Raw genomic sequence first — 11,756 nt, forward strand, 5'->3', positions numbered from 1 at the left:
CCCGGGGAGCCCGCGTGTGGCGGACTCCCCGAGCCCGGGATGAGGCTTCGGTTACAGCGTCTGGAGGAAGCGCAGCAGGGCGGCGCGGTCCGCGGCGTTCATGCCGGCGAACGCGTTGCGAGCGGCCTGACCCTCACCGCCGTGCCAGAGGATGGCCTCGGTGAGCGAGCGGGCGCGGCCGTCGTGCAGGTACGCCTCGCCGCCGCTGACGCCCGCCGTGAGGCCGATGCCCCAGAGCGGAGGCGTGCGCCACTCGGCGCCGCTGGCGATGCCCTCGGGCAGGTTGTCCGCGAGCCCCGCGCCCATGTCGTGCAGGAGCAGGTCCGTGTACGGGCGGATTGTCTGGCCGCGCAGCTCCGCGTTCGGGTGGAAGGCGCTGGTGGTGAAGCTGGTCGCGTGGCACTTCGCGCAGCCGGCGTTCTGGAAGAGCGTCTCGCCGCGCTGGGCCTGGGTGTCGCGCAGGTCGCGCCGCGCGGGCACGCCGAGCAGCGCCACGTAGCGGACCATCTTGTCCAGGTCCGTGGCGTTCAGCTCCTGGCTTGTGCCCGAGCACCCCTGCTGCGAGGAGCCGCAGTCCAGGGAGGGGAACACGGCGCTGGTGACGCCGATGTCCCGGTTGAGGGCCTCGGCCACCTGGTGCTTGAGCCGCGCGATGCCCGCCTTCCAGCCGAAGCGCCCCAGCCGCGTCTGGCCCGTCTCCGGGTCGACGACGGCCTGCATGCGGCCGGAGATGCCATCGCCGTTGCTGTCGTTCGGGTCCGCGAGCGCGGCCACGGACGTCTCCGGGATGGCCTCCAGCAGGCCCAGGCCCACCAGCTGCGGGGTGATGCGGGCCGAGTGGTTCGTCGGGATGACGTTGAGGAAGCTGTAGTTGGGCTTGCGCAGCTCGTACGGCGTGCCGTCCGCGAAGGTGCCGGTGCTCGTCGTCCAGCTGGCGATGCGCACGTCCGCCTCGGGCGTGCCGCTGGTGCTGCGCGGCTGGAGGCGGAAGCCGAGGAACGGGTCCGCCGTCACCGTGGTGCCGCTGACGCGCCCCACCTTCACCACGTAGTTGCCCAGCGTGGTGTTGACCGCGGGCGGCAGGCCCCGGCCGTTCTGGGTGTGGCACGCGATGCAGGAGCGGGAGATGTAGTTCGGCCCCAGCTTGTTCGCGTGCGCGGTGAAGAGCGGGTTGCCCGGCTCCGAGTGGCTGCCGTCGCTGAAGTCCGTGTGGTGCAGGCGCCGGCCCTCGACGAAGGGCTGCGCGTTCACGGGCGCGATGTTGAGCGCCATCTGGAGGAACCGGTTTCGCGGCTCGTTGGAGTAGGGGTAGTTCAGCGTGGTGCGGCCGCCGAGCCAGGCCGTCTCCGGCAGGGGGAACGAGTCCAGGATGGCGCCCTGGCCCTCGAAGGGGACGATGCCGGCGGTGCCGACGATGTAGAGCAGGGCGCGGCCGTAGTAGTTGAAGCGGCCTTCCACCGGTTGTCGAAGGAAGACGCCGGCTTCGATCTCCATCCGGTCGCCCACGCGGATGGCGCGGCCCTCCTTGGCGTTGAAGTTGACGCTGGCGGTGTAGAGGTAGTCGTTCACCCGCTCGAAGGTGCCGTTGTGGAAGTACTCCGCCACGGTGTTGAGGCCGCGGAAGAAGGCGCGGAAGTTGGTGCCGTCATGGGGATAGACGGTGTGCAGGTTCACCTTGATCTGACTGCCGCCCTTGGCCACCTCGTCGATGATCTCGAGCCAGAAGGTGCGGTTCTCGAAGTAGCGCGCCAGGTAGTGGTCGTACGCCTGGTACTGCGACTCGCGCGCGTGCCTGTCACGGACGCGATCTCCCACGCGGGTGATGAGCGCGGACGTCGTGTTCTGCGTGGTGGCGGGCTCCTGCGCGGTGCCGCTGTTGAAGAGCGGCACGATGTTGCCCACGTCGGGGGCAGGGCCGGCGTCTTGAGTCCCGGGGCCCGCGTCCGGTGTCCCGGAGCCCGCGTCCGGCGTCTGCGTGCCGGCGTGCGTGTAGCGCGCCCAGGCGGTGTCGTAGGCGCAGTTGCACGCCACGTCCCAGTACGTGAACGAATAGTCGACGACGTCGCCGGTGTTCAGCCCGCTCACCGTGTACTGGTTGCGGCCGTTCGTCACGGCCATCCGGATGTTGAGCTGCCCACCGTTGTTCACCTTGTAGTGGATGTCGGCCCACGACGTGGTGTCGATGAAGAAGATGGCGGACGAGCCAGACGGCTGAGCGCCATAGGTGGCGGCGCTCGCGGTGCTCGCCGCGAGGCCCGCCAACAGCAATGCCACGGCCATTCCTGTTGCTCTGTTACGCATGCGCGTTCTCCAGGGGGAACCTCCGCATGGTGGCCTCGGCTTTCTCCACCATCCGAAGGAAGTAGAGGTTTAGGCTGGGCAGACAAGAATTCCTATGATGTTCGGAAATTTTAGCTACTAGGGTCTAAATCCCGACATTCGTGAGAGGACGGACTTGCGTCCTGATGCGTTGCGTTGAGGTGGGCCTGGGGCAGGATGCGCGGCGTTCATGCAACCGGTGCCCTTGGCGGTGACGACGAGCAGCAAGGCGGACGAGGCCCAGCGAGAGGAGGCCCGGGCGGTGGCCGCGCGTTGGGGGCTGCCGTGGATGTCGCGCAAGCCGAAGGAGGGCATCGCCCCGTGGCTGGGCATCAAGGCCGAGGCCCTGCTGGTGGTGGGGGATGACGGCGTGACGCTGTGGGCGCCAGGCGGTTCCTTCGGGTTCCATGCGGGCATGGCGCACTTGAGGCGGCTGCGGCTGGCGGCGGGGGAGCCGGACACCTTCGTCCGGGTGGCGGAGCTGCGCGCCGGAGACGCGGTGCTGGACTGCACGCTGGGCCTGGCGCAGGACGCGCTGGTGGCCTCGCTGGCGGTGGGGCCCGCCGGGCGCGTGGTGGGCGTGGAGAAGAGCCTCCCGTTGTGCGCGGTGGCGTCGGAGGGCCTGCGGCACTTCGAGCTCGGGCCGGACTCGTGCGCCATCGAGGTACACCACGCGGACGCGCACGCGTATCTGAAGGGGTTGGCTTCCGCGTCGTTCGACGTGGTGTTCTTCGACCCGATGTTCGGCAAGCCGAAGAAGGCGCAGGCCGCGTTCGAGGTGCTGCGGCTCTTCGCTGAGCACGCGCCGCTGACGGCGGAGGCGCTGCGGGAGGCCCGACGCGTGGCGCGCCGCTGGGTGGTGGTGAAGGGCGCGCGCTACTCGGATGACCTGCGCAAGCTGGGGATTGCTCCGGAGCCGACCTCGCGCTTCTCGGACGTCACCTGGGGCAGGGTGGCCGCGCTGCCCCAGGCACCGTGAGCGTCAGTCCTTCCCCGCGCCCTTCGGAGGTCCTTCGCCGCCCATGGGCGACAGGCGCGCGGAGAGCGCTCCGGCCTGCTCGTGGGGCATCTGGTCTCTTGGGGAGCGGTAGTACTGCATGGGTGAGTGGTGCAGGAAGTTCGACACGCGGCTGGTGTACAGACACGCGTACTGCTCCACCTGGTAGCCGAAGCGGCTGTTCTCGTTGCCCTCCTTGAACAGCAGGCCCCAGTACGGGTTGAAGCCCTCCTCGACGTCCTCCTCCAGCGTGTCCGCGATGTCCGTCGCCTCCTTCAGCGCGCGGCGCATCTTGTCCAGCTCCGACTTGAGCTGACGGCGCTGCTCCTCCGTCGCCTCGCGCTCCTCCGGCGTCAGCGGCTCGCGGTCCAACCGACGCTCCAGCAGGTTCAAGAGCGTCTTGTGGTGGTTGACCTCGTCGTCCAGGCGCTCGCGGAGGATCTCCATCTGCGTGAGCGTGCCGATCTCCTCCTGGCGCGTGGCCGTGTACGTGATCTCGTCCTCGATCTCCTGGACGATCATGCACGTGCGCCACAGCGACGACTTCTTCGACTTGAGGATGTCGCCGTAGATGTGGTCGCCCACGTAGAGGATGTTCTCCCCACGGTAACCGGTCAGCTCCTCGAAGCGCGCCAGGTTGCCGCCCGAGTACACCTTGCCGCGGTCCAAGGTCGTGGCCTCGCCGATGACGCGCCCCTCCTCGGTGGACGGATCCAGCTCGAGGAACGGCCGGCCGTCGGTGAAGAAGCCCGGCTTGCCCGCCGCCGTCACCACCACGTCGAAGTAGTTGCGCCAGCTCGGGTACTCCGGAAGCTGCCCGTCCAGCAGGTACTTCATCAGCGCGTCCGTGTAGTCCCACGCGGAGTTCGTCAGCAGGAACAGCCGCTTCCCACCCGAGCGCAGCTTGTGCAGCGCGGGCCCCAGCTCCGGGTCCAGGAACACGTAGCGCCCCAGGTCCTTGCGCACCTCGCGCTTGAGCGAGTTGTCCCGGTGCACCGCGTCGATGGCCTCGCGGATGTCGTCGTAGAGCTTGCCGTAGTCCACCTTCTGGCCCAGCGACTCCAGCAGCTCGATGATGCCCGCGAACAGGCACGTCTCCGGCAGCGCGAAGAGCGTGTCGTTCCACGCGAACTGCGGGTTGCGCAGCCGCACGCGCTTGTTGCGGTACAGCTCCCGCGAGACCTCCGACTTGAGCGGCCGCAGCCCGTGGTACGCGCGGCCCACGTGGCCGAAGCGGTCCATCTTCAGGATGTTGCCGTTCACCCGGTCCACCGCCAGCCCACGCATCACGAAGTGATGGTCGTAGAGCAGGTGCCCCACGACGGCGGGGTAGTGGTACTCGCAGATGAGCTTGGCGAGCGTCATGTCGAACGACAACTGCTCGAGCCGGCGCATGTGGTAGATGGCCAGCGTGTAGTCCATGTCGAAGCCGATCAGCTCGACGCCGGACATGCGCAGGTTGCGGTTGACGAACACCTCCCGCGCCCTCGGAACCGAGTCCCTCGGCTCGCGCCGGGTGGTGAGCAGCCGCGTCAGCGTCTCGTCTTCGAGCAGCTGCTGGGCATGGCGCTCGGCGGCCTCGGCGCGCGCGCGGTTGAGTGGAGAACGAAAGCTCCCGTGAAGCGGGTCCGGCGAGGGCCCGCCCGGGATCGGACGGAAGGGTGACAGGGTTGGAGCCACGGGACGTCGACACATAACACGCGTACGGGCCCACGGCTCGGTCCTTGAGGGCACCGCTGGGCCATGGCACGCTGACGGACCGCGATGCGTTCGCCCGCCCGACGTCAGCCCTCGAAAGCGCCCGAGGACCTCCATGCGCGCCTGGCCCACCGGGTCGCCGCGCTCGAGGACCGGGTGCGTCGGCTGGAGGCCCGCCTGCGCGCCGCGTCTGCCCCGCCCGCGCCCCGTGCGTCGCCCCGACGGGCGACCGAGCCCTCGGCGCCCGCGTCCCGGCGCGCGCGTCCCCGCTGTCCGGGTTGTACCCTGGAGCTGCCCCCGGGCCGACGCGGCGAGTCGTGCGTCTGGTGTGGCTTCGTCTTTTCCGCCGTGAGTCGGCGCCGCCCGGCACGAAAGAAGCGATGAGCGCCACCTACCGTCTGACGGGACGCATCGAGTCCGGAGAGCTCGCGGAGCTCTACGAGGCCGTCCAGGCTCCCTCGGGCGAAGTGGTGGTCAAGCTCTTCCACCCCAAGACGTCGGACCCCGCCTACGCGCTGGACCTGGCGGAGACGACGCGCCTGCTCCAGCCCGTGCGCCACCCGGGCATCCTCCACGTGGTGGACATGGGCGTCGTGCGCCAGCGGCTCGCCGTGGTGCGCGAGGACATGGACGGCTACCTCCTGGGCACCGCGCTCCAGCGGCTGCACACCAAGGAGGTCGTCCTCCCGTACACGGTGGCGCTCTACATCGTCATCCAGCTCCTGGACGCGGTGCAGAAGGCGCACGAGGCGGGCGTCGTCCACGGCGCGCTCACGCCCGGCAACGTGGTGCTGGGGCGCAACGGCACGCCCGCCGTCTGTGACTTCGGCGCCATGCGCGCGCTGCTCGCGGTGCCCCAGCTGCGCAAGTCCTTCGCGGGCCGCGGTCGAGGCACCTACCGCGCGCCCGAGGTGACGCGAGGGGAGGCCGCCACCGAGGTGGCGGATGTGTATTCGCTGGGCGCCATCGCCTACGAGCTGCTCACCCAGCGCGAGCCGGTGGTGCCGGGCAGCGGCGGCGTCTCCACGCGGCGCAGCGAGTCGCTGCCTCCGCCCAGCCGGTTGGACCGGCGCATCAACAGCCGGTTGGATCCGCTCATCCTCCGCGCGCTGGAGCCCAACGCCGGGCGGCGCTTCCGCTCGTGCGGCGAGTTCTCCAACGCGCTCCGCAACTTCCTCTCGGCCAGCGGCGGCATGCCGGGCATCGAGGACGTGCGCCGCTTCGTCAACGAGCTGTTCCCCAACGAGGTCAGCGTCGCCAGCACGGCCCCGCCGTTCAAGGAGCCGTTCCAGCTGGAGCCCATCTCCGGCGCGGAGATGGACGACCTGGGCGCCGAGGAGCCCGAGGCCTCCATCGTCCAGCGCGCTCCCTACAGTCGGGCGCTCACGGAGGCGGAGGCCGGCGCGGAGACCCAGGAGTCCGTTCCCGGCTTCGACGAGTACCGGCCCGAGGAGTACGAGCAGGACATCGCCTCCACGCAGACCCGCGTGAAGGACGCCCCCGCGCCCCAGGCCCCCGCTCACGGAGAGGACTGGACGGAGGGGACGCACACGGCGGCGGTCGAGCAGGACTGGGATGCGCCTCCGGGCGCCGCGCCGCCCAAGCCGCGGCGTCAGCAGGGACAGCAGGGGACGGGAATGGCGGCCCCCGGTGCGCGTCCGCCGGCGCGCAACGCTCGCATGCGCGTGGTGGAGGACTTCTCCGCGCCGTCTCCGCTGTCGGATGACGACGAGGAGTTCTCCGTCGCCGGCCGTCGCGCCGCGGCCCGCGCGAAGCGTCCGCCGCCGCCCGTGGAGAAGGGCCCGCAGACGCTGCCGGACCCCATGCCCGCGGTGGTTCGCCCGGGCCATCGCGCCGACATGGCGGTGCCGGCGTCGACCTCCCAGGACATCCCCGTGAGCTCCGCGGCGCCCGCCCGCCCGAGCACCCGCGCGCGGCTCATCCTCGCGACGGAGGCGCGTCGGGGCCGCTGGCTCGCCATCGCCGGCGTGCTGGCACTGGTGGGGTTCGCGACGTTCCTGGTCGCCGCGTGGCGGCTGGGTGATTCCGAGGCGCCCGCCGAGGAGGAGGTCGAGCCCCTCGGCACGGGCCCGTCGCCCGCCATCCCCATCCCCAGGCCCGCGCCTGCGCCGAAGGCCGCGGTGGTGGAGCGGGAGCCGGAGCCGCGCGCGGAGGAGCCCGAGGAGGAGGTCGTCCCCGCGAAGGCGATTCCGGCCTCGCAGCGCGGCTACCTGACGCTCACGACCAACGAGCCCGCCAAGGTGTATCTGGACGGAAAGCTCATCAGCAGGACCACGCCCCTCAAGCGCTATCCCATGCGCGTCGGCGCGCACGAGCTGGAGCTGGTCGCGCGCACCACCGGCGAGCGCATGCCCCTGTCCGTTCAGATCCGACGAGGGAAGTTGACCGCCTCGATCGTGGTCGACTTCCGCCCCGCTCCCCGACGGTGACTGACTCCATGGACCGCACCCGCATCTTCGTCGTCGAGGACCAGCCGCAGCTGCTCAAGAACCTGCTCAAGGTGCTGAGCACCTTCGACGAGCTGGAGGTGGTGGGCAGCAGCCAGGAAGGGGAGGCCGCCGTCGAGGACATCGTCCGCGTCCGGCCGCAGCTGGTCCTGTTGGACCTGGAGCTGCCGGGCATCAACGGCATCCAGGTGACGCAGAAGGTGAAGCGCCAGGCGCCCGAGGTGGAGATCCTCATCCTCACGTCCTTCGACGACGAGCAGAAGGTCTACGAGGCCATCCAGGCGGGCGCGTCCGGCTACCTGGTCAAGCGCGTGGGCCCGGAGAAGATCCGCTCCGGCATCCACGAGGTCATGGGCGGCGGCACCGTGCTGGAGCCCATCATCGCCCGGCGCTTCTGGAACTACTTCCAGTCCATCCAGGGCAAGCCCGCCACGCCGGAGAAGAAGGCGGACAACCCCTGGAAGCTGACGCCCACCGAGTTCGAGGTGCTGCGCTACGTGGCCAAGGGCCTGTCCAACGCGGAGGTGGGGCAGGTGATGACGCTGGAGCGGCGCACGGTGCGCACGCACCTGTCTCATATCTACCGGAAGATGGGGGTCAACTCCCACGTGGAGGCGGTGGTGATGGCCCTGCGTGAAGGGGTCGTGGACCTGTAGCCGCGCCCTGTATACGGTGGGGGTCTATGCGCAAGGCCCCCTCGAAGACGTCGGCTCCCGCCCGCGCCGCGGACCCCTCCCTCCAGTCGCTGTTCGACGTGCATGAGGCCACGCTGCCCAATGGCCTCCAGGTGCGCCTGCTGGCCAACCACCTGGCCCCCGTCGTCAGCCTCTACACCTTCTTCAACGTGGGCAGCCGCAACGAGCGCCCCGGCATCACCGGCATCAGCCACCTGTTCGAGCACATGATGTTCAACGGGGCCAAGAAGTACGGCCCCAAGATGTTCGACAAGACGCTCGAGTCCAACGGCGGCAGCTCCAACGCGTACACGTCCCACGACATGACGGTGTACTACGACGACTTCTCGTCGGACGCGCTGGAGACGGTGCTGGACCTGGAGTCGGACCGGATGCGCTCCCTGCGCATCTCCCAGGAGATGCTCACCAGCGAGCGCGAGGTGGTGAAGGAGGAGCGCCGCGTCCGCATGGACAACGACATCGGCGGGATGATGGACGAGGAGCTCGGCTCGCTCGTCTACAAGGCCCACGCGTACCGCTGGCCCGTCATCGGCTGGATGGCGGACATCGAGGCGATCACTCGCGAGGACTGCCAGAACTACTTCCGCACCTACTACGCGCCCAACAACGCCATCCTCTACATCGCAGGGGACATCGACCCGAAGAAGACGCTGGCGCTGGTGCGCCGCTACTACGGCGACATCCCCCGGGGCCCCGCGCCCCAGCCCGTCATCAACGCGGAGCCCGAGCAGCGCGGCGAGCGCCGCTCCACGGTGCGCCACCCCGCGCAGTCGCCCGCCGTCGTCATCGGCTACAAGGGCCCCCCGGCCCGGGACGAGGACACGCTGGCGCTGGACGTGGCGCAGTACGTGCTCACCAAGGGCGAGGGGAGCCGGCTGACGCGCTCGCTCTTGTACGAGCAGAAGGTGGTGGTGGGCGTGGGCCTGGACTGGTCCTGGCGCATCGACCCGGGCACCATCCTCTTCTTCCTGGAGCTGATGCCGGACTCCGATCCGCAGAAGGCGGAGGCCGCGCTGTACGCCGAGCTGGAGAAGCTGGCGCGCGACGGAATCACCGAGCGCGAGCTGCAGAAGGCCCTCAACAACCTGCGCTCGGACCACCTGCGCGAGCTGGGCACGAACAACGGCCGCGCCCACGCCATGGGCAACTACGAGGCGCTGCTGGGTGACTGGCGCCATGTGCTCACGCTGCCGTCCGCCTACGCGTCCATCACCCGCGAGCAGGTGCAGGCCGCTGTCAGGAAGTACCTCATCCCCGAGCGCCGCTCCGTCGTGACGCTGCTGCCCGCGCCCTCCGAGGCGTGAGCCCGGACCGACTCCAGAAAGACTCCATGGCCTCTCGCAAGAGCCGAACCTCGAAGAAGTCCGCCGCCCCCCGCCGCGCCGTGAAGAAGGCCCCGGCCCGGGCGGCGAAGAAGAAGTCCTCCTCCCGGAAGACCGCGTCCGCCGTCGCCACGACGAGCCGGGAGCTGGTGTTCCCCACGCTGCACGAGAGCACCACGTCCAGCGGCCTGAAGGTCATCGCCGCCGAGCGTGGACCGCTGCCGCTGGTGTCCATGCGGCTGGTGATTCGCGCCGGCAGCTCCACGGACCCCGAGGGCAAGCACGGCATCGCGGACTTCGCGGGCCAGCTGCTGCGCCGGGGCACGCGGAGGCTGAACGCGCAGGCCATCGACGAGGCCGTGGAGTTCGTCGGCGCCAGCCTGGGCGTGGGCGTGGGCGAGGACACGCTGTCCGTCGCCATCACCACCCCGGCCGAGCACTTCGCGCAGATGCTGGGCGTCATGGGCCAGCTGGTGATGGAGCCCACGTTCCCGGAGTCCGAGGTCGCCGATGCGCGCGAGCGCGCGCTGGCCCAGTTCGCGAACGACCTGGATGAGCCGTCCGTCATCGCCGACCGCGCCCTGGTGCGTGCGCTCTGGGGCAAGCACCCCTACGGGCACAACGTGAGCGGCTCGGTGAAGACGGTGAGCACCTTCACCCGCGACGACGTGGTGCGCTTCCACCAGGAGCGGCTGGGGCCCAAGGTCGCCATGCTGGTCGTGGTCGGCTCGGTGGACCCGGGCCGGGTGGCCGCGGCGGCCGAGGAGGCCTTCGCCGGTTGGACGGGCGGGCCGGACAAGGCGCCCGTCATTCCTCCGCTGGAGAAGGTGGCCAAGGCGGGGCGGGTCATCGTGGTGGACAAGCCGGACCAGACGCAGTCGCAGGTGCGCATGGGCGGCCCGGGCTATCGCACGGGGCACGAGGACTACTTCCCGGCGGCGGTGATGAACACCGCGCTGGGTGGCGGCTTCACGTCGCGCCTGATGAACGAGGTCCGCGTCAACCGGGGCCTCACGTATGGCATCGGCTGCTGGTTCGACGCGATGCACGCGGCCGGCATCTTCGCGCTGTCCACCTTCACGAAGACGGAGTCGACGCGGGAGATCATCGACGTGTCGCTCGGGGAGATCGCCAAGGTGCGCGACTCCGGTCTCAAGCCGACCGAGCTGCGCGACGCGCAGGCGTACATGGGCGGGCTGTATCCGCTGCGCACGGAGACGAACGAGTCCATCGCGAGCGCCATCTCCGACATCCGGTTGAACGGGTTGGGGGATGACTGGGTGTTGCGCTTCCGAGACAGGCTCAAGGCGGTGACGCCGCGGCAGGTGGCGGCGGTGGCGAAGAAGTACTGCTTCGCGGAGCCGCCCACGATTGTCGTGCTGGGCAACGCGGCCGCGGTGAAGAAGCAGCTGAAGGGCCTGGGGCCCATCACCGTCGTGCCGGCGTCGGAGTACGAGTGACCGAGCCTCGCATCCTCTTCGAAGGGGGAGGGGTGCTGGTGGTGGACAAGCCGCCCGGGGTGCCCGTCATCCCCGGGCGGGACGGCGGGTCCTCGCTGCGCGATGCCTTGGAGACGCAGCGCGGGCGGAAGATCTTCGTGGTGCACCGGTTGGATCGGGACACGTCGGGGGCGCTCGTGTTCGCGCTCGACGCGGCCGTGCACCGCGCGCTGTCCATCGCGTTCGAGTCCGGCAAGGTGCGCAAGCGCTACCTCGCGCTGGTGGAGGGCCGCATCGACGCGCCGTCGCTCGTCGATGTGCCGCTCATCGCCGCGCGAAAGGGCCGCATGCGGGTGGCGAGGCCGGGCGAGGCGGAGGCGAAGCCGTCACGGACGCGGGTGCGTCCGGTGGAGAGCTTCGACAAGGCCACGCTCGTGGAGGCCGAGCCGCTCACGGGCCGCACGCACCAGATTCGCGTGCACCTGCTGTCGCTGGGGCATCCGCTGCTGATGGACCACCAGTACGGCCGCGACACGGCGTTGACGGAGAAGGACCTGGGAGGGCAGGGCGACGGCGTGGTCCTCGAGCGCACGCCCCTGCATGCCGCGCGCGTCGAGTGGCCCGCGCTGCCAGGCGTGGAGGCTGGCGGAGTGGATGCGCCGCTGCCGGAGGACATGGTGCGCGCGCGTGACCTGCTCCGGCGCACGCTGGGTTGAGCGGGTGGCGCCGAGGTGGGGGGCACTGCCGGAGGATGCGCGCGCCTGCGCCGGTGAAGCCGTGTGAGGTGCCTGCGCCGCTGCTGGCGACATGGCGCACGC

General features: G+C 70.2%; 8 protein-coding genes. 6 read left to right on the forward strand and 2 right to left on the reverse strand.

What is annotated here, in order from left to right; translation table 11 throughout:
• Nucleotides 1–51 precede the first annotated feature (51 nt).
• Complete coding sequence (locus VZQ01_RS40675; protein WP_426746338.1) at nucleotides 52–2,280, reverse strand: di-heme oxidoreductase family protein; 2,229 nt, start codon at nucleotides 2,278–2,280, stop codon at nucleotides 52–54.
• A 229-nt stretch (nucleotides 2,281–2,509) separates the two neighbouring features.
• Between VZQ01_RS40675 and VZQ01_RS40680 the strand changes: the two genes are divergently transcribed.
• Entirely contained in the window at nucleotides 2,510–3,298 is a 789-nt protein-coding gene (locus tag VZQ01_RS40680; protein WP_408890352.1) for a class I SAM-dependent methyltransferase, read from the forward strand.
• Between the two features lie 3 nt (nucleotides 3,299–3,301).
• Here the strand turns inward: VZQ01_RS40680 and VZQ01_RS40685 are convergent, their stop codons facing one another.
• Nucleotides 3,302–5,011, reverse strand: coding sequence for an HAD-IG family 5'-nucleotidase (locus VZQ01_RS40685; protein ID WP_223749033.1), 1,710 nt, complete (start codon nucleotides 5,009–5,011; stop codon nucleotides 3,302–3,304).
• 383 nt (nucleotides 5,012–5,394) lie between these two features.
• On the opposite strand from VZQ01_RS40685, the gene VZQ01_RS40690 reads away from it, so the two are divergent.
• From VZQ01_RS40690 to VZQ01_RS40710, 5 genes are read left to right on the forward strand one after another with little or no spacing between them, the layout of a single operon-like run.
• Nucleotides 5,395–7,464: a serine/threonine protein kinase gene (locus VZQ01_RS40690; RefSeq protein WP_426746339.1), complete on the forward strand. Its 2,070-nt coding sequence runs from the start codon at nucleotides 5,395–5,397 to the stop codon at nucleotides 7,462–7,464.
• An 8-nt stretch (nucleotides 7,465–7,472) separates the two neighbouring features.
• Nucleotides 7,473–8,138 (forward strand): response regulator, encoded by a 666-nt coding sequence (locus VZQ01_RS40695; protein WP_223749031.1) that lies wholly within the window; start codon nucleotides 7,473–7,475, stop codon nucleotides 8,136–8,138.
• 26 nt (nucleotides 8,139–8,164) lie between these two features.
• Nucleotides 8,165–9,481: a M16 family metallopeptidase gene (locus tag VZQ01_RS40700; protein ID WP_223749030.1), complete on the forward strand. Its 1,317-nt coding sequence runs from the start codon at nucleotides 8,165–8,167 to the stop codon at nucleotides 9,479–9,481.
• A gap of 26 nt (nucleotides 9,482–9,507) precedes the next feature.
• Nucleotides 9,508–10,959, forward strand: a complete 1,452-nt coding sequence (locus tag VZQ01_RS40705) for a M16 family metallopeptidase (RefSeq protein ID WP_267700906.1) — start codon at nucleotides 9,508–9,510, stop codon at nucleotides 10,957–10,959.
• Nucleotides 10,956–11,654: an RluA family pseudouridine synthase gene (locus tag VZQ01_RS40710; RefSeq protein ID WP_426746340.1), complete on the forward strand. Its 699-nt coding sequence runs from the start codon at nucleotides 10,956–10,958 to the stop codon at nucleotides 11,652–11,654. The genes VZQ01_RS40705 and VZQ01_RS40710 overlap by 4 nt, the downstream gene beginning before the upstream one ends.
• The last annotated feature ends 102 nt before the right edge of the window (nucleotides 11,655–11,756 follow it).

Source organism: Myxococcus faecalis, from assembly GCF_050039385.1.
GTDB lineage: Bacteria > Myxococcota > Myxococcia > Myxococcales > Myxococcaceae > Myxococcus > Myxococcus fulvus.

What these genes read in the sequence shown, in the direction of transcription:
- VZQ01_RS40675 (WP_426746338.1), bottom strand. Translation starts at nt 2,280, where the DNA reads ATGGCCGTGGCATTGCTGTTGGCGGGCCTCGCGGCGAGCACCGCGAGC.
- VZQ01_RS40700 (WP_223749030.1), top strand. Translation starts at nt 8,165, where the DNA reads ATGCGCAAGGCCCCCTCGAAGACGTCGGCTCCCGCCCGCGCCGCGGAC.
- VZQ01_RS40695 (WP_223749031.1), top strand. Translation starts at nt 7,473, where the DNA reads ATGGACCGCACCCGCATCTTCGTCGTCGAGGACCAGCCGCAGCTGCTC.
- VZQ01_RS40705 (WP_267700906.1), top strand. Translation starts at nt 9,508, where the DNA reads ATGGCCTCTCGCAAGAGCCGAACCTCGAAGAAGTCCGCCGCCCCCCGC.
- VZQ01_RS40680 (WP_408890352.1), top strand. Translation starts at nt 2,510, where the DNA reads ATGCAACCGGTGCCCTTGGCGGTGACGACGAGCAGCAAGGCGGACGAG.
- VZQ01_RS40685 (WP_223749033.1), bottom strand. Translation starts at nt 5,011, where the DNA reads ATGTGTCGACGTCCCGTGGCTCCAACCCTGTCACCCTTCCGTCCGATC.
- VZQ01_RS40690 (WP_426746339.1), top strand. Translation starts at nt 5,395, where the DNA reads ATGAGCGCCACCTACCGTCTGACGGGACGCATCGAGTCCGGAGAGCTC.